The organism is Caballeronia sp. LjRoot34 (genome assembly GCF_964253815.1).
In the GTDB taxonomy this organism is placed as follows: Bacteria; Pseudomonadota; Gammaproteobacteria; order Burkholderiales; family Burkholderiaceae; genus Caballeronia.
On the sequence record NZ_CAXUSB020000002.1, the window covers coordinates 1,396,723 to 1,417,478 of the forward strand.

General features: G+C 56.6%; 22 protein-coding genes and 1 pseudogene. 4 read left to right on the forward strand and 19 right to left on the reverse strand.

The genetic code is table 11. The features are described 5' to 3' along the window. Positions 1-510: 510 nt before the first annotated feature. The 7 genes from ACSQ36_RS25800 to ACSQ36_RS25830 all read right to left on the reverse strand — a co-directional run bounded on the left by ACSQ36_RS25800 (position 511) and on the right by ACSQ36_RS25830 (position 4,852). The gene (locus ACSQ36_RS25800; RefSeq protein ID WP_436184143.1) at positions 511-864 is read right to left on the reverse strand and encodes a hypothetical protein; all 354 of its coding nucleotides are present in this window, start codon (positions 862-864) and stop codon (positions 511-513) included. Further along, positions 861-1,256: a LysR substrate-binding domain-containing protein gene (locus ACSQ36_RS25805; RefSeq protein ID WP_436184144.1), complete on the reverse strand. Its 396-nt coding sequence runs from the start codon at positions 1,254-1,256 to the stop codon at positions 861-863. Before ACSQ36_RS25805 ends, ACSQ36_RS25800 begins: the two co-directional genes overlap by 4 nt. Further along, a complete protein-coding gene (locus ACSQ36_RS25810) occupies positions 1,257-1,403 on the reverse strand; it encodes a LysR family transcriptional regulator (protein ID WP_436184145.1) in 147 nt (48 codons plus the stop codon). Positions 1,404-2,043: 640 nt separating this feature from the next. After that, positions 2,044-2,736 (reverse strand): TetR/AcrR family transcriptional regulator, encoded by a 693-nt coding sequence (locus ACSQ36_RS25815; protein ID WP_436184146.1) that lies wholly within the window; start codon positions 2,734-2,736, stop codon positions 2,044-2,046. Positions 2,737-2,927: 191 nt separating this feature from the next. Beyond that, entirely contained in the window at positions 2,928-3,185 is a 258-nt protein-coding gene (locus tag ACSQ36_RS25820) for a hypothetical protein (protein WP_436184147.1), read from the reverse strand. Positions 3,186-3,382: 197 nt separating this feature from the next. Further along, positions 3,383-3,814, reverse strand: a complete 432-nt coding sequence (locus ACSQ36_RS25825; RefSeq protein ID WP_436184148.1) for a carboxymuconolactone decarboxylase family protein — start codon at positions 3,812-3,814, stop codon at positions 3,383-3,385. A 261-nt stretch (positions 3,815-4,075) separates the two neighbouring features. Then, entirely contained in the window at positions 4,076-4,852 is a 777-nt protein-coding gene (locus tag ACSQ36_RS25830; protein WP_436184149.1) for an AraC family transcriptional regulator, read from the reverse strand. A gap of 363 nt (positions 4,853-5,215) precedes the next feature. Between ACSQ36_RS25830 and ACSQ36_RS25835 the strand changes: the two genes are divergently transcribed. From ACSQ36_RS25835 to ACSQ36_RS25845, 3 genes are all read left to right on the forward strand, one after another. After that, positions 5,216-5,758 (forward strand): carboxymuconolactone decarboxylase family protein, encoded by a 543-nt coding sequence (locus tag ACSQ36_RS25835; RefSeq protein WP_436184150.1) that lies wholly within the window; start codon positions 5,216-5,218, stop codon positions 5,756-5,758. A 388-nt stretch (positions 5,759-6,146) separates the two neighbouring features. Then, positions 6,147-6,557, forward strand: coding sequence for an IS5/IS1182 family transposase (locus ACSQ36_RS25840; RefSeq protein WP_062093255.1), 411 nt, complete (start codon positions 6,147-6,149; stop codon positions 6,555-6,557). Continuing rightward, positions 6,467-6,964, forward strand: a complete 498-nt coding sequence (locus ACSQ36_RS25845; RefSeq protein ID WP_286162053.1) for an IS5 family transposase — start codon at positions 6,467-6,469, stop codon at positions 6,962-6,964. Before ACSQ36_RS25840 ends, ACSQ36_RS25845 begins: the two co-directional genes overlap by 91 nt. Before the next feature lie 26 nt (positions 6,965-6,990). Here the strand turns inward: ACSQ36_RS25845 and ACSQ36_RS25850 are convergent. After that, positions 6,991-8,090 (reverse strand): annotated as a pseudogene (locus tag ACSQ36_RS25850) (IS5 family transposase). Between the two features lie 202 nt (positions 8,091-8,292). Here ACSQ36_RS25850 and ACSQ36_RS25855 point away from each other — a divergent pair. Continuing rightward, on the forward strand, positions 8,293-8,682 hold the full coding sequence (locus tag ACSQ36_RS25855; protein WP_436184151.1) for a GFA family protein: 390 nt from the start codon (positions 8,293-8,295) through the stop codon (positions 8,680-8,682). Positions 8,683-8,811: 129 nt separating this feature from the next. Here ACSQ36_RS25855 and ACSQ36_RS25860 read toward each other — a convergent pair whose 3' ends face one another. The 11 genes from ACSQ36_RS25860 to ACSQ36_RS25910 all read right to left on the reverse strand — a co-directional run bounded on the left by ACSQ36_RS25860 (position 8,812) and on the right by ACSQ36_RS25910 (position 20,366). Beyond that, positions 8,812-10,188, reverse strand: a complete 1,377-nt coding sequence (locus ACSQ36_RS25860; protein WP_436184152.1) for an AtzE family amidohydrolase — start codon at positions 10,186-10,188, stop codon at positions 8,812-8,814. A gap of 7 nt (positions 10,189-10,195) precedes the next feature. Continuing rightward, complete coding sequence (locus ACSQ36_RS25865) at positions 10,196-10,387, reverse strand: DUF4089 domain-containing protein (protein ID WP_436184153.1); 192 nt, start codon at positions 10,385-10,387, stop codon at positions 10,196-10,198. 41 nt (positions 10,388-10,428) lie between these two features. After that, positions 10,429-10,602, reverse strand: a complete 174-nt coding sequence (locus ACSQ36_RS25870; RefSeq protein WP_436184154.1) for a hypothetical protein — start codon at positions 10,600-10,602, stop codon at positions 10,429-10,431. Positions 10,603-10,662: 60 nt separating this feature from the next. After that, a complete protein-coding gene (locus ACSQ36_RS25875; protein WP_436184155.1) occupies positions 10,663-11,856 on the reverse strand; it encodes a porin in 1,194 nt (397 codons plus the stop codon). A gap of 726 nt (positions 11,857-12,582) precedes the next feature. Next, a complete protein-coding gene (locus ACSQ36_RS25880; RefSeq protein WP_436184156.1) occupies positions 12,583-13,722 on the reverse strand; it encodes a TauD/TfdA family dioxygenase in 1,140 nt (379 codons plus the stop codon). Positions 13,723-13,824: 102 nt separating this feature from the next. After that, positions 13,825-15,426: an ABC transporter substrate-binding protein gene (locus tag ACSQ36_RS25885; protein WP_436184157.1), complete on the reverse strand. Its 1,602-nt coding sequence runs from the start codon at positions 15,424-15,426 to the stop codon at positions 13,825-13,827. Between the two features lie 86 nt (positions 15,427-15,512). After that, positions 15,513-16,637 (reverse strand): TauD/TfdA family dioxygenase, encoded by a 1,125-nt coding sequence (locus ACSQ36_RS25890; protein WP_436184158.1) that lies wholly within the window; start codon positions 16,635-16,637, stop codon positions 15,513-15,515. A gap of 91 nt (positions 16,638-16,728) precedes the next feature. Then, entirely contained in the window at positions 16,729-17,607 is an 879-nt protein-coding gene (locus tag ACSQ36_RS25895; RefSeq protein WP_436184159.1) for an ABC transporter ATP-binding protein, read from the reverse strand. Then, positions 17,604-18,560 carry an ABC transporter ATP-binding protein gene (locus tag ACSQ36_RS25900; protein WP_436184160.1) on the reverse strand — a complete coding sequence of 319 codons (957 nt, stop codon included), beginning with the start codon at positions 18,558-18,560 and terminating at the stop codon, positions 17,604-17,606. The genes ACSQ36_RS25895 and ACSQ36_RS25900 overlap by 4 nt, the downstream gene beginning before the upstream one ends. Then, a complete protein-coding gene (locus tag ACSQ36_RS25905; protein WP_436184161.1) occupies positions 18,557-19,324 on the reverse strand; it encodes an ABC transporter permease in 768 nt (255 codons plus the stop codon). Before ACSQ36_RS25905 ends, ACSQ36_RS25900 begins: the two co-directional genes overlap by 4 nt. 76 nt (positions 19,325-19,400) lie before the next feature. Next, positions 19,401-20,366: an ABC transporter permease gene (locus ACSQ36_RS25910; protein ID WP_436184162.1), complete on the reverse strand. Its 966-nt coding sequence runs from the start codon at positions 20,364-20,366 to the stop codon at positions 19,401-19,403. Positions 20,367-20,756 lie beyond the last annotated feature (390 nt).

The window sequence follows — 20,756 nt, forward strand, 5'->3', positions numbered from 1 at the left end:
TCGCTACTTCAATCGCCGCAGTCCTGCCGACCTGCGTGCCGAGATTCAGGTCGGGCAAGCTTCCGCAAACGGGCGAGTTCGCTCGCGAGAGCATCGTGATAGGGCTGCCAATAAGCGTTCACGCGACGTTACTTTTCCGTGGCCTCGGGCTCGCAGCCCGCCGATAGACGGGCTCTCCGCGAAACGTTTCAGCCGGACATAGCCCCGTCGTGGTTTACCGGATAGAGGCTCCCGTCGTTCGTTCGGCGGCCGGCTCAGGGCGATTACGTAGCGCGACAGGCGTGCGCCTAGCACAGTTGGGCCGATTTCGTGAGCAAAGTCGTACAGCTGGTCAAGCTGTCAGTCCGTGTCCGCTGCCGTCAAGGCCACGTTAGTGTAGAGATACCGCTACGACTCGGGAATCTGCGTGCCCAGATGCGGAATGGAAATCAATAGCGGCGCATCCCCGCGTTGCAATGTATAGAGATCGTTCATCGTCGAACTAGGAACGGTAAGGTCAGCGGTAAAAGATCAGCGCAGCGCGTCTTCAGGCAAGCGTGCCAACGCACGCGCCAGTGCGGGATGGATGCCGTGATCGAGCACGCGGCGCGTCAGCGTCACAATTTCGCTGGCGAATTCTTCCCATTCGCCCTGCCGGTGCAACAGAAGAAAGTCGCACCGTCCGAGGTGATTCGGCGGCAGCGGTAGAGTAGCGATATCGCTCAGGTAGTGCCCTGCCTGCCATAGGCAAAGCGGCGTCGAAACGGCGAAGCACAGTCTCGCCGTGATGAGGCTCAACAGCGGATCCGTGGCGTCGAATTCGCAGCGGCGCACACTGTCAATGCCCAGGCGCCGCGCAAAACGTTCGACCTTCTGACTAATCATCGAGCGCGCCGTAAACGGATCAGTGGTAACTCCTGCACGAGGGCGCGCCAGTCGGATTCTTCGCGGCCGTCGAGATAGCTGTGCGCCGCCAAAACAACAGACGCCTCCGAGAAGAGTGGAATCTCGGCGATGCGGGCATCGCTCAACACCGTCTGCATGCAGGCGGCCATGTCGATCTCGCGGTCGTGTAACTGTTCCGTGAGCCCCGGCGTCAGGTCTGACCACAGCGCAATCCAGCGCGCCGAGCCCGAGACGGCGCGAATCAGTACCGGTCCGACCGTGGCTGCAAACGAGTCGACGCAGCCCTGCCGGATGGGCAGCGTGCCGTTGAGCGACGCATCACCGATTCGCGAGCTCACCAGATGGGCGTGCTCGAGCAGTGGCCCGGTCAATTACAGCAACGCACGCCCCGCAATGTTCGGCGTCGCGGGCCGGGTGTCGCGGTCGAACAAGCTCGTGCCCTGCCCCCTTTCGAGCGACGAGACGGAGTGGCTGATCGCACTTTGACTCACGTGCAGCTGTTTGGCGGCGGCGGTCATCGAACCGGTCTCGCACACCGCAACGAAGGCCTGAAGCGCGCAGGTCGATCGGGGGCTGCGTTCGTCTCATCAAAACTCCACGGTCGTTGGGGATGACCCTTTCCGGTTGCCGACCCGGACGATGGTGCACGCCCGGCGCCGCGCGTGGTCAAGTCGCAACCATACGTTCGTGGGCCTGACCGGCAAGCGACCCGATGGTTGCGATCGTCATCGAGCTGCGAGTAGAAATCGCGCGTATTGCGCGGGAGGTCGCGACTAAATACGGAGCGCGCGGTGGGAAGAAATAGCGGGCAAACGCGAGCGCGGCAACCTGATTCCCAGCCTAGCTTCCCGTTCACGTCGACTAGCGCGCCGACCTGCCAGTGAGCCGTGACTTTCGGAGCGGAACCAACTTAGCGTGCGCATAAGTGCCGCGATCATGGCGTGGCGACAACCGTAAACTTGCGCGGTCCAGATTGCACACGTCATTGCTCGTATAGCAACCTGTTCAATTACATATTCCCGTGTGAAGAGACCTTGTACTCGATATTCTAGTCGCACCGTCCGCTAAACGTCTTCGTCCAGGTGGCGTGGTGTCGGAGCTTTAATGTCGCAGCCGACCATCCCGTCTCTTGGCCCCGGGCACGGTCATCGCACCCGCTCAACTTTTTACTTCGTAAAATCCGAGGAACATATCGACTGCGTTTTCAATTACTTGCCGCTTCTCCAGGCGGGAGTGCACTTCGTCGCTGCCAATGACCCGAACCCATAAAAGCGGCTCATCTATCAGCCCTAGGAACTGTCGGGCGGCCAGTGCAGGGTTTTTGACTTTCACGAGCTTGCGCTTTCCAAGGGCCTCCAGGTAGTCCGCGACAGCACCCATCGCTGGGAGCTTGCCTTTATGAAAGAAAGTTTTAGTCAGCGTTGGGAAGCGCGGCCCTTCGGTAATGACCATCCGTAAAAATGCGACAGACTCAGGACCAGCCCAAAAATCCGAGACTGCCTGCCCAAGCCTGCTCAAACCAATCTTCGGGTCGCTTAGAGACTCTTCGTCGCGAGTAATGTCAAACACCGGAAACGATGCCCAAACACGCGCAATCATTGCCTCGAAGAGCGCTTCCTTGCTTTGAAACTGGTTGTAGAGCGTCCGGCGAGCCGCCCCGGACTCCGTGGCAACGCGCTCCATGCTCGTACCTTCGTATCCATACTGAAGAAAGACACGAGTCGCTGCGTCCAGAATCTGGTCACGCTTTCCAACCGGCGCGCCCCGCGTTTCCTTGGGGTTCAGCCGCTTTTCGCCGGACCGATTCTCGGTCGCTAGCTTCTGTTCCTGTGTCTTTCCAGTGCTCGCCATCGTCGCCAAAAGTCTCACGCTACAAAGGTATGACACTAATTGTACGCGATGCCGGATTCCCGGCCGACATCGTCGCAAAGGCGCGACTGCGCGTACCATATTTGACAAGCCAACACTTGACTGCGCATTCTAGTGACGACGGAGACAGGGTCGCCTACTAAGGGGCGCATAGTCAGCCGGAGCGGCGAATATCAGTGATGAGCGTCTGGGTCGATAAACCGGCTGCCCGATTGCGAAACCGAGCTCGCGACACCACCTACTCCACCTTGGGTCTCGGTGGCTTTGTGTTCTGCTGCGACGGTCTGCGCGCTTTCGCCGCGTTGCGACGCTGGCGCACCTTCGGTCGGCTCATAGTGCGGCGCCGGGCCATAGCCACTTGCGAAAGCGTGAGGAATTGCCACTGCCGTGGTCACCGCGACCAGTAAGAGTCTGAGAAAGTGTTTCATCATTGTTCCTAGGTGAATTGTCAAAGTGTTCACGGTGGCAATATCGTCTCTGACGTTGCCACAGAAGGTAGGATCAAGCTCGCCCCGGCACCGCAGCCAGAGCCTTGATTTTCCGGAGACGGATCACGCAGAAAGCGTTGCTGGATGCCGTATAAATTTGGCATGCATGCCGCTAGTCTGCGCCACCGGAGTCATGGCGCTCAGGCGGCCGGCGTTGCAGTTCGATCAATCTCCGCGAACGCGTCGCGCACGGCATACATCGCGGCGATTGCTGTCGGAATTCCTGCTGCGAAGCCGACCTGCATCAGGATTTCGGCGATCTCCACGCGCGTCAGGCCAGCCTTCAAAGCAGGCGCCACATGAAATTTGAGAATCGGGAGACCGACTTCACCGAGCGCTGCGCAGGCAGCGATAACGGCGATTTCACGAGTGCGGCTATCAAGGCCATCGCGACCTTGAAGGTCGGCAAACTCCCACTTCAGGATGTAATTTCCAAAGTCGGGGGCGACGTCCTTGAAGCTGTCGACAAAGGCGGTCGGGGCCACGCCCATCGCGCGCTCAAAGCGCTCGGCGCCCGCCGAAAGGCGCTGCTGCTCTGCCACGGATCCGATGTCTGTTTGATTGGTGTTCATAGATACCTCATCAGGAAAAGAACTCCGATGATGGCAAATTGCACTGCACAGTGCAATGCAAAATTAGGCTGATATTACAGAAAACATTGTTCTTGATTCAGGAGCAATCCCGCCAAACTCGAAAAACTTGCCGTCGTCTGGACGTAGCGTGTAGGCGAGTTTTGACGCAGCGAACAAGGCACTCGCTGCATCCGCTCGCGATTGGATAAACGATCGGGAGCCCCACCCGGAGCGAGGCCTCGCCAATTGTTTGCCCTGAACTTATGCTCGGGAGGTGGCCAGCTCGCGGGGAGTCAAGCCCATTGCTTTCTTGAACATGCGGCTAAATGAGCCACTGTTCTCATACCCGAGCGACAGAGCGATTGACGTGATTGATTCGCCCTCGACCAGCCGCACGACAGCTTCGGTCAGTCGAATCTGCTGCCGCCACGTGGCAAAGGAGAGGCCCGTCTGCGCTTTCAGTCTTCTGCTAAACGTTCTCGGCGACATGCTTGCCACTTCGGCCCACTCGTCCATGCCCCGCCCATTACCGGGATCGCTCCGCAGTTGGGCCTCAATCCGGAGCAGGCGACTGTCCGTCACCCGGGGCATATAGAACTCGCTGTTGGGAACAAAGTGGAGTTCGCTGAAAATGAGCTCCACTATGTTTGCAGCCGCCCCTGATACCCCACTCTCAATCGGGAGATCCACGGCTCTTACTATCAGCTCTCTGAGCAAGGGACTGACATTGACGAGCGTGGGTTCGGTAGGCAGTGGAATGGAAGCGTCGGATTCGCGGACGAAAATCGTCCGAAGTTCAACGTCTGTTCGCGCGCGCATTTCGTGGGCCACTCCCCCCGGTATCCAAAGCGCGCGCTGAGGCGGAATCAACCAGTGGTGGCCAACAGTTGTCACCTCCATCACCCCAGAAATGGCGAAGACGAGTTGGGCCCGCTTATGAGCGTGCTGCGCGTTCAGTTCGCCCCTCTCGTACGAGTTCGCCATGGCAGCCACGTAGCCCGGCACATCCTGAAAGTCGTCACGATTGCGGCTTTTCATTTGGCTACGTGGATACTTGACCGATTCTGCATAGAAGTTGACAACTGTTGCGAGGCTTGATGGCCCTGCCATCCATAGAATTGATTACGGTTCTTGGGGAAGGACGCACGATCAAGGAATGGACTGGCAAAACAGTGTATCTGCCTGCCCATGCCGCCGCAACTGCCGTTCATCGAACAGCCGATCGTGCTTTAGCCCCACCAGTTTTCGCTTCCAGATGCCAGTTGCCCTTACGCGTTATGGCAACGAGGCTGTCAGCCTGGACAGAGTAATCAGCGCCTTGCCGGTACGTGGAACCTAGGTATCCGGACAGGCTTAAATGCGTCTATCACGCTAATCCCGAAGTCCCGATTGGAGATTGTCATGGCCCGAATTACCATGGTTGAAGTCAGCAACATGAATGACGATCAGTTGCTGCAATACCGGCGCTTCCCTGCAAACCTGACCCGAGCATTGCTCAGAACAAGCGACAGCACCGCAGCGTATCTGTCGCTGGGAGCTTCATTCCGAAAGACGAAGCTGAGTGCAAAGGATCGTGAGCTGGTCATCCTGCGCGTTGGTGCGCTTAGCTCAAGCGAATACGAGCGCATGCAGCATCTTCCGATTGCACACACTGTGGGCTGGACCGATGGCGAGATCGCATCGATAGAAAGCGGGGACCAGGTCGCCCTCGGGGAACGAGACGGCACCATCCTGAGATTTGTGGACGAATGCGTCTACAAGGTCCGAGTGTCCGACAACACGCTTCTTGCGGCGCGACGTTTCATGACAGAACAGGAAGTTGCAGAAATGACTCTTCTGATCGGCCACTACATGATGACTGCGCGCTTTCTCGAAACGCTCGGCGTCGATCTCGACGACCAGGCGACCAGTTGGTCAGCTCTTGCCCCCGTCAAGGCAGCATGAAGGGAGGTCGCCTTGCGCGCCTGGTACGCTCCATTGGCGGATCAGATCGTTCTTCCTTGCCTCTGAAACTTGGTGCGAAGGTGTCCGGCGCGCAAGGATGCCCTTATGAAAAATGGCTACCACATAGCGAAGTCAATCGACGTAGCAGCATAATTGCCAGAGCACTTTAGCAGGCCGGTGAAATATCGGTCGTTAATGTGCCCAGGTGCATCACGACGGATGCTGGGGTCGCACTTTTGAAACGCGAAACATGTTTGCGAGCATTCGACGTTGCTCGCGGGTTCACGATATTGGTGTTGCTTAAAGGCCAGTTCAAAAAGAGCTCGGAAGGGCTGTTTACTTTTCCACGAAACGGTTAACCTTGGATACCTGAACAACGGATCAAGGAATGCCGGCACCTATCATCGATGACGAATTGTGGGCACTGATCGAACCGCTACTTCCACCGCCCAAACCGCGACGCCAGCGATACCCTGGAAGGTTGCCGGTCTCGGACCGTGCAGCACTCAATGGCATCCTGCTTGTGCTGAAGACAGGAATGCGATGGAACCATCTGCCGACCCGGTTGGGCTTCGGCTCTGGAGCGACTTGTTGGCGTCGGTTGCACGACTGGCAGCAGGCCGGGGTGTGGGACAAGCTGCACGGGCTACTGCTCGACAAGCTGCGCGAATCTGGCCAGCTCGATTTCTCATATGCGGCTGTCGATTCATCGTCCGTGCGAGCCGTTGGGGCGGGCCAAAAACTGGGCCAAACCCCACCGATCGCGCACGACCAGGGTCCAAACACCACGTCCTCGTAGACGCGAACGGCGTTCCTGTCAGCGTGATCGTGACCGGCGCGAACCGCAATGATGTCACGCAACTGCTGCCGCTGGTCGACGCTATCCCGCCGATTCGCGGCACACGCGGCCGACCGCTTCGCAAACCCAAGGTCATCTACGCCGACCGTGGCTACGACTCCGACTCGCATCGCCGCCAACTTCGCGAGCGTGGAATCAGACCGGTCATCGCCAGGCGCCGCACCGAACACGGCAGCGGTCTCGGCAAGTTCCGTTGGGTCGTTGAACGGACTCATTCGTGGCTCCATGGTTTCCGGCGTCTTCGCATTCGCTTCGAGCGCCGATCTGACATTCACGAAGCATTCCTCAAACTAGCCTGCTCACTCGTCTGCTGGAACATCTTCAGCCGAACTGAGCAGCCTTTTTGAACTGCCCTCTTATTGCTCTCTGCCCCTCAACCCGCGAGTGTGCGCATACGCGTCAGGTTGTAGCCGACCTGCGTCAGCACGAAGAGCTGGTCTACGCGTTCAAGTCCTCGATACATCGCTTGTCGAATTCGTCCTACTGTCTTGCCCCAACCGAATACCTGCTCAATGCGCTTACGTTTTTGCTGGCTGACCGCGTAACCTGGCCAGCGCGTAGTTCGTTCGTCAATTGCTGAACCTCCTGGACGTCCATCGTTTTGCGCCACATGCGGCGTGACGCGGTGCGCGCGACAACCAGCAACGAAGCCGGCGGTGTCGTAGTTCTTGTCTGCGCCGACCGTGATGGCGCGAGGCGCAACACTTGCGGCATCGGCGAGCATCAGCTCGGCCGCGTCGCGCTCGGCGGTGCCCGTCGCTAGCGTCACCTGTGCGTTGACCACCAAGCCGTGTCGGTTGTCGGTCAACACGTGGCCCATATAACAGAGCATCGCTCCGGTTCCTTTGCTCTTGCGAAACAGGCGCGCCTGCACGTCAGTCGTGGATTGGTGCGTCTCGTTACTGCGTTTCTGTCCGTGCCAGTTGTCATTCGGCGCGGGCGGTTCGTCAGGAGGCGTGTCATCATCGTCTGGACTTGTCTTGGGCACAAAGCTCTTGTGCCCGGCCCATGCCTGAATCAACGTGCCGTCGACGCTGAAGTGTTCCCCAGAAAGATACCCGCGCTCGCGCGCGGTCTCGACTGTCTCGTTGAAGAGCAACACCAGTACATCGTGTTCAAGTAACCGGCTCGGTTCTTGCTGAACGTCGAGTGGTCCCACACAGTCCCGTCCATCGGCAGGCCGACGAACCAGCGGAACAGCATGTTGTAGGAAATCTGTTCCACCAACGTGCGCTCGCTACGAATTGAGTACAGCACCTGCAGCAACAAAGCTCGCACCAGCTTCTCCGGTGCGATGCTCGGCCGGCCTCCTTTCGCGTCGGCTTCGTACATCCGCGCGAACACATCGTCCATGCGTTTGAGCGCGTCATTGAGCCACGTGCGAATCGGACGCAACGGATGGTCCTTCGGCACAAAATCGTCCAGCTTCAACACCGTGAACATTGATTCCGTAAAACCATCTGGCCCTCGCATCCGTTCCATCTCGCTCTCATTGGTGACATCGGTTCAACGTTTACCCCTTCGTTACGGATGACCGCTACATGAGGTATTTCACCAGCCTGTTAGGTTAGGTATCGATCAAATTCTGATTTGTATATTCCCCTGGGCGGATATAATTAAAAGCTGTGTTTGAACGTTTTCTTCGCTTCTATTGTCCCATCAGAGGAAGACTTGCGTGACCGTATATCGGGGTTCTTGCCATTGCGAACGCGTCCGCTTCGAGCTTGAGGCGACATTGACTGAGCTTTTGGTCTGCGACTGCTCACTATGCAAAAAGAGAAACTCACAGACGGTATTAGTGGAACAAGACGCACTGAGCATCACTCGCGGGAGCGATGCCCTCACAACCTACCGTTGGAATACTGGCGTCGCGAAGCACCATTTCTGCAGATCATGCGGCATCTACATTTACCACGAAACGAGAACGCAGCCTGGTCGATGCGCCGTCAACGTCAACTGCATTGACAGTCCCGACGTGCCGGCGCTCCCAACTCGCAAGATTTTTGGCAGCGCCTTGAGCGTTGAGAACGCAGAAGCCGGCGATTCTGAGTGCAAAACCCGTTAAACATGAAGGTATTCCTGGCAACGACGGTTCCACCTTCGCTCAGCCAGATGACTGCATTTGCCCGTCGTATTGACCGGGCAGTCAATGTCAAGAAGTCTGAAGTCGGCTTATCTTACATACCTCTATACTCTATACAAACGCCGGTGAGGACCGGGCGAGCCCACACTGCTCTAGCCTCCTCGCCGCCTTGAACGCGAGCTCCTCTCGCCAAGGTGGCGCAATTACCTGAATGCCGGTCGGTAATTCATCAGCAGCGTTAAGCGGAACTGCAACGACCGGAAGACCCAGAAACGAAATCGGTTGGGAAAGAAGTCCGAGCGCTGCCCGCATGGGCAATTCCCTCCCATTCAGAATGAAGTGCTCCTGTCCTAGCAATGGCGCAACCGTAGGTGCAGCAGGCGCGACAAGCACGTCGTATTTATTGAACAATTCCAGGAATCGCCGGATCAGGACGGCGCGAATTCGCTGGGCTTGTGCGACCCATGAGGCTGGCACCAGTGCTCCGGCAACCAATCGATCGCGCGAGAGCGGCTCGCGATGGTCGTAGGAAGATCGCAGCCCCTGAAGATGGAGTGCCCCGCCTTCAGCAGCCGAGATGACAAATGCGGCACAACGTGCAACTTCCGCATCTTCAAATTCGACGACATCCTTGCCTCCTATGGCTTCGCACGCAAGGGAACTCGCAGCCACCACATCGTCACACGCGTTTTGTTCAAAATAGCCCCCCAATCGCGCCACACGGATAGTGCCTTCGTGGCTCTGGAAGTCAACCAGCTCTGTTGGTCGCTTCGCAGACGCCGGATCACGCACATCAGGAAATTGCAACGCATTATAGGCAGCCGCCAGGTCGGAAACCGAGCGCGCGAACGCCCCCATGTGGTCCAAGCTGGCAACGAATGGGTATGCGCCGCGTCGCGATAGACGACCGTAGGTCGGTTTGATACCAAAAACCCCACAGAAGGACGCAGGAACACGGATTGAACCGTTTGTATCAGTTCCAAGCGCGATCGGCACGTAGCCAGCGGCGACCGATGCGGCACTTCCCCCCGATGATCCTCCTGCTGTACGTGCGAGGTCTCTCGGATTGCGGCATGGCCCAGCATGATGGTTTTCGGTGGTGAATCCGTAAGCAAACTCATCCATGTTCAACGCGCCAACGAGTACCGCTCCGTTCGCCTTCATACGTGTTATCAAGAAAGCGTCCTCCGAAGCCGGCGGCTCGCTTTCCAATACTCTCGAACCTGCGATCGTCGTCACGGACTCAATGTCGAACAGGTTCTTTACCGCGTACGGAACACCTGCGAGAGGAGGAAGTTCTACACCTGAAGCACGAAGCGCGTCGATAGCGGCGCCCTCCTGCAAAGCTCTGTCGCCGGTGACCTGAGTAAAAGCGTTAGTAAGGCGGTCGTGCTGCGCGATTCTCGCGAGAGCAGCAGCGGCGATCTCTGTCGCGGATATGTCGCCCAACCGTATTGCGTTGGCAATCTCTAAAGCACCTCGAAGCATCGTGTAATCACCGCTCACAATCAGGAACTGTAAACACGGGGGCTACCTCATCCATACGTTGCAGGTCAAATCCCAGTACCGGTTCCGCCAGGATCGCAATCCGGCGAAACTGCTCTACCACACGCGCAACAACCTCCGGCGGAAACTGGAACCCTTGAAGGGTCATCGCCCCCTCCACGTACGCCTCTACCAAATCCATTCCGGACTCCTCTAATAACTGCCGTCTTCTTTTGAAGAACACTACCCCGTGTACGGTTCGCTTAGCACGATTGCCGTACGCTGCACCAGGCACCACGCTGTCTTATACCGCTTGCCGCCCATCACGCGACCGACCGAGCCGCTTGTCTCATACAGACCTGCAGTCCCCGCTGGTGTTTCCCGAGCGGCAACGGCCGTATCACGGTCTAACGGCATCGGCGCCCAACCTTTCCGTCGGGCGCCGATAAACTGCAGACACCAGGCGATATCCGTTTATCAGAAGTGGGTAACCATGCCAGCAAAGACACCAACTTGCGAGCCGCCGAAGTTCGGATTGGTACGGAAATTAGCGGCACCGCTGGCGGGATCGTTGTTCGAGTTCGCGCCGTACGGATCGCTATAGCCGTCCCCCAAACCAATGTTCGACGTTTTGCTGTTTGTCACAGCGCCGAACTCGGAGTAGAAGAAAGTGCGTCTACTCAACGAATACGTACCACCCAACGTCCACAGGTTCGCGTTCCCGTTGCCATGGTTTGCGTTAGTGTGATACCAGCCCGCGAGCAACGCAGCCGCAGGTGTCACATCCCAGCGGGCGCCGAACCATTCATGGTCTACCGCCGTTGGCAACGTAGCACCAGAAGGCAGCGTCGTCGCCGGCGCACCGGTATTCACAAAGTAACCGTCGACGGAAGCCTGGGGTGCGCTCAGATGCTGATAGCCCGCATACAGCTTGACTGGACCGACGTTAACTGTGCCACCGCCCGTGATCGATCGAGAGTTTTGATACACATTATCGAATGTACCGTTGCTATCACGAATTTCGTCGTAAATGGCGAGCAGGTTTACGGGACCGGCCTCATATGCCACAGAGACGCCATCCGAGCGCCCCTGTGCCCCGTAAAGCTGACCCGGCCCGCTGCCTGGGTTGCCAGAATTCCACCCGGTATTGTTCGTCAGATCATATTCGCCCTTGAATGTGAAGCCCAGTAGCTTGGGTGACGTATATTCGACGGTGTTGGAGGCGAGTGTCCAGTTACGACCACGCACCAGAGTTGACAGACCGTAAAGGTTCATTAACTGGGGATCAAGATCGTAGCTGTCTTCCTGGATTTCATACACACCGATACGCCCGACCTTGACCGTACCGTACGCAGGGTTCGTCACGCCAACGATCGCCTGCCGACAAAAAATGCCACACGACAGCGCGCCTGTTGTCGAGTTAAACCCAGACTCGAGGCGGAATATCACCTGCGTTCCTCCGCCGATGTCTTCGGCGCCTTTCAGGCCCCAACGCGACGGCAAAAGGTTGCCAGACTCCATGCTGACGAGGTGTCCCTGTGGCATCCCATTCTGATACTGGAAGCCGGTATCAATCACCCCGTATAGAGTGACGCTGCTTTGCGCATCAGCTACTGCCGGAAGTGCCCCCAAGGCTACCAACGCCGTGGCAAGCGTGAGTTGCTTTTTCATAAAATAGTCCTTATAAAGTAACCGCCCAAAAGCGATCTGATCTCCAAACACAACTGCAAATCCGCCCGGCCTTATGAACTTCCAACCCATCCAATACGACTGTTCGTGTTGGCACGCTCACGCAACGCGTCTGATGATGTCCGGCTCCTGATTGCGTCTGCCCGCTTGGAACACGCGCCGAGTCCGGAGCAGGTCAGATTTGTCGATAGCCTCCAAGGTCACTCGCACTTCGGTTTTCACTGGCCAACCCACCAAACCATTAATTAATAGTCCTAAGGTAATTTTGTAAGCTTAAGCAGTTCTTTATCTCTTGCTACCGGTATGACGGGCAACCGGACGCCACCCCAACAAGGGAGGTTTTGTAGATTGCAGATTGAATACATTCTACGAAGACAAATCTGCGTGTCAATCAGATAAAAGGGGATGTTTTCCCTAGTGCGACACATCCGACGCCACGCGGAGCGCTAAAATTACAGATTATGCCCCACAAGGTGCGACAAATGCTTCGAAAACTCGGAATGGACCCTGCGCAACGAGATTGCATGCGCGTTGATCGAATACAGTCTACAAAACCAAAAAGTTGCGAGACTTCGGAACAGTAAAAAGTCTGATGGCGTCGCGTGGACGCCACAAGTTTTCGTGAGCATGGAGAGGGGTACAGCGACACCGCCCGGCGCGCCAGCGGACGTGCGACAGGTTTCTTACAGTCGTCCGTTATCCGCTGATTCAGGGTTCGAGCGACGCGACCTCGGTCACACCACCAACGTAAAGGCCGGCGCGGCGGCCGCCACCTGCAGCGTCGTAATACCAATGCGGCAGTGCCCTGGCCTCCGGTGAAACCAGCCAAAGACGCAGGAGATGTCGCCTGCGGATCGGCTCAGCGAAATCCTCGTAGGCCGTTCTCGTATGAAGCGACACGTGGTTATTCAGAAATTGAATATCGCCCTTTTCCAGTTGCATGCTCAGATAGAAGAAGGGATCGGTCGCCAGGCTATCCAGAAGGTCAAACGCCTCCACTTGCGGTTCGGTCAAAGCAGGCAGCTCAGGGAAAATCTTGCAGCTTTCAATATATGCCCGCGTGTAGCGCGCCATGAATGCTCCACGGTACTGATGGAAAACTGGCATCTGATAGTAAGGTCTGGCGCCGACCGGCACTTCTCGCTGACGGCTCACCCAGAACGGCTGGTATAGGACTTCCAGCAAATCCGGTCGACGTCTGGCGATTTCGTTATGTATCGCAACCGAGCTGACGATGATGCTCTCGCCCCCGGACATGGCGTGATGCAGGCAACATAGAGCCACGACATCACAACTGTCAGTATGAAAATGGAAGCGCTGGCGTGTGTTGTAGCCACGCTTCTCCGTATGCATAAAGACCGATTCTTTTCCAGCTGAAGCCTGGGTCGACTCCTGCGAGTCGTCCCCCAAGGCAACGACATGCCCCAGCATATGCCCTTTCGCATTTTGAGATACGGGGTACCCAATGTACAAGCCCATGCCCCAGTACATCATCGCTATGTCGTCACGACTGTGTTGATCAACGGGCAAACCTTTCACGAGGACGAACCCCCGCCCGTGATGCACCTCCCGCCCAATTCGGGTCAGCGTCGCCCCCAGTTCGGCAAGAGGAAAATCAAGTTTGCTTCGAAGATTGATCATCGTCTGCCCGCGACGCTTTGCCTCCGTCGTAGCAGCAACTAGTTCTTCAACATCACGACGGGTCAAACGGTATTGCCAGTCGGTTGTCCCAGCAAGGTCGGGTCCCCGCCAGTCGCCCAACTCCCGCACGGTACCCAGGCGCGTGTCGCTTGCACCCTTCTCTGTTGGCAATATTGCAGCAGGTTGTGCACACATCTCTTTCTTCATCCTCCAATTCTGTAGGCTACAGTTGTCGCCGAGAGTGGCGTTGATACACGCGACGCTCCACATGTAACGCCACGTCTCGGCACGTAACCCAATAGGCAAAAACTAGTTCTTGGTCAGGTACGCGTTGCGCCAGGAAATCAGATAGTTCTCTCCGTCTGTACCCTTGATCGACTTCGACATTGCGTCATACATCCCACGCTCATTGAGCGTCAACATCGGAAGGTCGTCCGCAAGGATCATTTGCACCTTCTTGTACAGGGCGCCCCGGTCCGCCTCACTCGTGGCTTGCTCAGCCTGCGCGAACAGATCATCGACAGTCTTGTTCGAATATCCAGAGGAATTCCCGTAGGTCTTCCCTTGTGCGGAGGTGACGAAAATACGCGCCAGCCCTAGCGCCGGGTCGCCGAAACTCGTGTACGAAATCATCATGGTATCGAAGTCCCGCTGCTTGAACATTCGCGGGATGGACGTCGCAAAGTCAACCGGAATAATCGTGAGATCCACGCCTACGTCCTTCCACATATTCTTGAGCGAAACTGCGGCAACAGGCAGCTCCTGATCGTCCGACTGATAGAGGATGTTGATCTTGAAGCGCGTTCCATCCGGACCCCGCTTCAAGCCAGCCTGATCAAGCAGCGCATTTGCCTTGGCGACGTTAAACGGATACATCTTGCGGTAGTCAATATCCGGATTCGCGGCCCATGCGATCTTGCTCGGAAACGGCATCGTACCGACCGTCCCGTTATTGCGGAACGCAGTCTGCTGCAGGAAATCGCGGTTCGTGGCCATCGTGAGTGCCTGTCGTACCCGCTTGTCGTCCAACGGCTTGCGGGTTACATTAAACACCAGCATGTTGATGCTTGGAGGCAACCCCGCTGGCACGAGGCGCAGATTAGGTGCAGCCTTCAAAACGGGATAATCATTCGTAGACACGTAGTAGTACGACGTATAGTCAATGTCGCCTGCTAGTAAGGCTTGCGTGCGGCTCGCAGCCTGCGGAATGATCCGGAAAATGACCTGATCGAGGTATGGTTTCCCAGCTTCATAGTAGTCTGGATTCTTCGCCAGCGTAATGTGGTCGCCGCGCACCCACTCCTTGAACATGAACGGTCCAAGTCCTATAGGCTGCGAGCTCGTAGCCGGATTAGAGCTGACATTAGTGCCCTTAAAGACGTGTTCGGGGAGGATTGCTCCTCCATTCGAACATGAGAGCGAGATCAGCAACGGCCCAAACGGTTGCTTGAGATGCATAACGACGCGGCTTGGTGTCGGCGTGTCGATACTGTCGATAGCTCTGCCTGCAGCAGCAAAGACGGGGCTGTACTTGGAGTTCACTTCAAGTAGCGAGTATTTCACGTCCTCGGACGTAAACGGCTTTCCATCCTGCCATTTAGCCGAGTTAAGCTCGAAAGTGTAGGTGCGGCCGTCCGGAGAAATCGACCATGACTTCGCAAGCATTGGCCTGATATCACCCTTGTCCGTAGTGGTAGTCAAACCTTGATAGAGAATGCAACCGACCATCAGGTCTTGGCCCGACGTTGATACCGCCGGATTCAAACCAGCCGGATCCGCGCCGAGCGCAAGAACGACCGAGCCTCCGCGAACAGGTGCTGACTGCGCGAAGCTATGCGAGGCGAAAAGAATGGACGCCCCGACTATTAAGCTCTGAACAAGCTTTGAGCAAAGACTGGAGAAAGGCTTCATTGAGTTAGACCTTTTTGCGAGCAAAGAGTCATTTGATGATATTGACGCCACTTTGGTGGCACCCCGTGTGATTCAACAAGGCTGGTTCACGGCTCGAGTGAGGCGACTTCTGTCATGCCGGGTACATAGATTCCTGCGCGACGACCGGCGCCGGCTTCGTCGTAGTACCAGTGAGGCAGAGGACGCGCCTCTGGCGACGCGAGCCACAGACGTAACAGGTGCCTCTTTCGTTCTGGCTCGACGAAGTCTTCGTATGCGGTACGCGTGTGCAGCACCACATGGTTATTGAGGAACTGGATATCGCCCTTTTCGAGATTCATGCTTAGCTGCATCCGAGGGTCGGCAAGAACGTCATCAATCAGCGCAAATGCCTCGTACTGTTCTGCGGTGAGTGCCGGCAATTCCGAAAAAACCTTGCAGCTTTCGATGTACGCGCGAGTGTAATAGGCGAGGAAGCGGCCTTGGTACTCGTGAAACACGGGCATCTGAAAGTACGGCGTGGCTCCGGTCGGCACCTCATTCTGGCGACTAACCCAGAAGGGCTGATACAAAACGCTCAGCAAATCCGGCCGGCGCCGCAGGATCTCGTTGTGCAGCGCAACGGAGCTCGCGATGATGCTTTGGCCGCCCTGCATTGCCGGGTGCAGGCAGAGCAAACCTACAACGTCAGAGCCGTCTGTATGGAAGTGAAACCGTTCGCGCGTGTTATAGCCACGAATGTCCGTGTGATTGAAGACTTGCTCATTTTCCCCAAATCGCTCAATTCGCAGAGAACCGTGACCGAGATCCGTAACATGACCAAGCATATGGCCCTTGGCGTTTTGCGATACAGGGTAGCCCAGATAGATGCCAATGCCCCAGTACATGATCGCAATGTCTTCCCGGCTGTATTGATCGACCGGCATCCCTTTGATAAGGACGAATCCACGGCCATTGTGGACATCGCCGCTAACCGAATCCAAAGTGCGCGCCAGCCTGTCAAGCGGGAAGTCACTTCTGCTGCGAAGGTTAATCGTGGACATGCCGCTGTCCTTCACGAATTCCAGCGCCCCCGCAAGTTCTGCCAGATCCCGGCTGTCCAGTCGATACTGCCAGTCAGTGGATCCGGAAAGCGACTCGCCGCTCCACCCTGCTGGATCTGCGCTCACCCCGGAAGGGGCCTCAATCTCCAGCGGCATCACGTTCAGTTCAGCGACACATTGATCCATCATTTGCTCCAGTCTGCAGGCGTCGAGACCTGATACTGCATTCAATATACAGAATTGATTAGCCGAACAGGCCACTCTGCCAAAGTAGAATTACTTACTCGAAAGCGAAACCCATACCCCCGACGCCAGAACCTTCAACGACTGCGCTACCGTGCGGCCGCGCCGGCTGGCCCTTCGCGTCGAGCGTGATGGTCGCGTCTACGAGGCGCTTCGTGTAGGGGTGCTGTGGTGAATCGATAACCTGCTTCGCATCGCCTTGCTCCACGACCTCACCCTTGTACATCACCACCACGCGGTGAGCGAACGCGCGAGCGATAGAAATATCATGAGTCACGAATAGGTACGACATACCGCGTTGCTGCTGCATGTCGACGAGGACATTCAGAATCTGCCCCCTAATCGAGACGTCAGCACCCGAGAGCGGCTCGTCCGCGATAATCACCTTGGGATTCGTAGCCAAGGCCCGCGCAATTGACAACCGTTGCCGCTGTCCGCCGCTAAGTTCGTGCGGAAAGCGGTTCAGGTATTGCTCGCCGGGGGACAGGCGCACCGTCTCGAGAAGCTGGATTACCATGTCGCGGTGCTCGGAGGCCGGCACGCCGATCATGCTGCACGCTTGTGCCAGTGACTGTATGACGGTGCGACGAGGGTTAAACGCTGCGCTTGAATCCTGAAAAACCGGCTGCATTGCGATCCGCCACTTACGCAACTCGTCATTCGACATCCGGGTGAGTGACCGCCCCTCAAGGAATACCTCGCCGCTGTCCGGTCGCAGCAAAGAGAGAGCGATACGCGCCAGCGTCGACTTTCCTGAGCCGCTCTCACCCACGAGTGCAACCGTTTCGCCCGGGTAGACAGATACGGTCGCGTCTTTTACGGCATGGAACAATTCGCCATTGCGCCGACGAAAAACCTTCGATGCGTTTCGGATGGATAGAATTGGTGCCTTGTCCGTTAGATCTAGGTTACTCATGCGGCCTCCATGCGCCAGACGCGCGAGTAATGTATCGACTCGCCATCAACCTGTGGCGCCTGGTAGGATGCAATGTTGCCGTTCGCCTCATGTCCCTCCGACACGACGTAGGGGCACGCGATCAGCTCACCGTCGTCGACAGTGACGCCGTCCATCGAAACAAACCTTCCGTTTTCGTCCTGTACGGCCTGACTGGCCGCAACGAGTCCCTGCGTGTAAGGATGTGCTGGCGCCCCGAATATTTCCTGCGCGAGTCCTGACTCAATAACTCGGCCACGATGCATCACATAAACGCGCTCGCACATCTCCGAGACCACCGCGAGATCGTGACTGATCAATATCATTGCCATGCCCAGCTTCTGTTGAAGTCCCTTCAGGAGGAGAAGTATCTCTTTCTGAGTCGTTACATCGAGCGCAGTCGTAGGTTCATCCGCAATAAGAAGTTTCGGGCGACACCCGAGTGCGATCGCAATGAGTACACGCTGGCGCATACCGCCGGAGAGCTCGTGGGGGTAAGAGGCACTCACAGTAGTAGGTAACTGGACGAGCTCCAGCAAGTCGTCAATTCGCGCCCGAACCTTCACAGAAGGATCATGGCGCTTTACGGCTTCTCCTATCTGTTTGCCGATTGTCATCAGCGGATTCAGATAGCTGAGAGGATCTTGAAAAACCATCGCGCAGGTATTACCTCGCAGACGAGGCAAATTTCGGACCGCAATCGGCTGACCCTCTACTGAGATTTCTGCCTTTTCGATTGGGCGTACGCCGCCCTGAAGCAGTCCAAGTATTGACCGCGCCACCGTCGATTTCCCAGAGCCAGACTCACCCACGATGCCAATTGACTCGCCGTTCCCGACTGTAAAGGAGACATCCTGGACCGCCACAAACCGACGACCATGCGAGGTAAAGGCCACTCTCAGTCCGCAGACTTTCAGTAATGAGGAACCGCTCATTTCGTATACCCTTCAGCTCTTGGATTAAACGCCGAATTAACAGCGTCGCCGAACACATTAAACGCCAGCACAGTAATGAAGATCGCTGCGCCAGGAAACACGCTTAGCCACCATGCCTGAAAGAAAAAATGCTGCCCTGAGTTGAGCACTTGGCCCCAGCTAAATGTATCAGGCGCTGTCAGTCCGAAAAATCCCAGTGCGGCCTCCAGCAGAATCGCTTGGCCAATGATCAAGGTGCCCATCGCGATGACCGGGGTGATGGCGTTAGGTACAACCTCTCTCGAGAGAATGAAGCCTTCGCGGATTCCAAGGCACCGGGCGGCATCCACGTATTCAAGCGATTTAACCCGCAGCACCTCGCCCCGCATAAGTCGTGCGGTTTGAGGCCACGACAGAATCGCGATAACTGCGATGACGCGCGCCGTACCCGGACCTGCCATCGCCACGATAACGGCGGCAAGAACGAAGGTCGGCATTACCTGGAAGATTTCGGCAAGACGCATGATGGCCGTGTCGACCTTCCCACCGACGAAGCCAGCCGTGGCGCCGATAGCGATACCAATTACAGTCGCTGAAGCCGCCGCCAGGAGCCCTACGAGCATGGAGGTCTGTGCTCCAGCGACGAGTAGCGAGAAGACACCCCGCCCTAGTTCGTCCGTCCCCAGCCAGTCGTCCGAGGTAGGTCCCGTCAAAATATTGTCCGACAGCTGAAGACCGTGTAAATGAGCAAGACCCAGCATTCCGGCCAGAGCGGCGAGCGCCATAACAATCACCACACCGCCGCTAAGCCACGCCGAGCCATCTCGTTTTAGACGGGCCCAAGCCCGTGCGTTGGAAGAGTCACTCATATCGCACCCGGGGATCAACTACGCCGTAAAGAAAGTCCGTAATAAGGTTCGCCAGAACGACAGCTACAGAGGTCAAGAGAAAGATTGCCTGCAACACCGGATAGTCACGAGAGGCAATCGAAGAAACGAAAAGCCCGCCCAGCCCCGGCCACCCGAACACGGCCTCAACAATAATGGTGCCGGTTATCGCGTATCCGAAGTTGTAACCAATAACCGTTACGACCGGAATCAGTGAATTCGGCAACGCGTGTTTCCACAGCACCTCACGCTCACTCAGCCCCTTCGAACGAGCGGTGGTTATAAAGTCCTGGCCCAATGCCTCCCGTAGACTAGACCGGGCAACCCGAGCGACAACCGCCAGGTAGAACAGCGTTGCCGTGAATCCCGGCATCAACCAATGCTGAATGAAGTTCCACACGGTTGGCCACCCGGGTTCAAGGCCCCGGATAGCTAGCATTCCCTGAACTGGCAGCCAGTGAAGGCGAACGGCGAATAGCAGGATGAGCATCTGGCCCAGCCAGAAGATCGGAATCGAGTAGCCGGCTAGAGTTACCGTGGTCACCGCGACATCGAATGCCCTCGCCTTCGTTGATGCCGCCAGCACCCCGAGGGCCACGCCTAAAATTGACGAGATGACGAGCACAGGCACCATCAACAAAAGAGAATTCATGGCCCGGCCAAGCACGAGGGAGAGTACTGGCTCCCGGTTGGCGAAGGAGAAGCCCAAATTGCCTTTCAGGAGATTCGTAACGTACAACCACAACTGAACCGGTGTCGGCTGATCGACTCCAAACGTATGCGCGACTTCCTGCCGGTAGGCGTCCGGCACCGGGAACTGCCCAAGCAAGGCAGTAACCGGATCCCCGGGTATGAGGCGGGTAAGCATAAAGCTGGCAAGCAACACAATTATCAGGACCGGCCAGATCGCCAGGAACCTCGAGACAATAAATCTAGTCATGACAAACCCACTCGTTAAAGAATGCTGCATCAAGCGACGAGTCCGCGCGCCGTTCTTTCGGCCAGCTTCGTCTCGTATCACGTTCACCGGCAATGATAGGCCGCCAAAATAAATTTTGTAAATAGAATACAAAAATGCAGATAGTCATGGTTTTCCCCAACATCCATGCCTGGCTAAATTCTGCACACCAATGGATTGGGCGGAGCCTTCCCCGAACGCAAATACCTCCACACACAATTGATTTTATTGATTTTATGAGCGATAGCGCCGGCATTTCGACCATCATTGGAGCCTGACCTTAGGACCCCTTCATTTGTCGCAGTCACAAAAAACTTGCGGTGATTTTGTAAATAGAATACAGTTTTCACGACCGGCTGTTTGCGTGTTGTC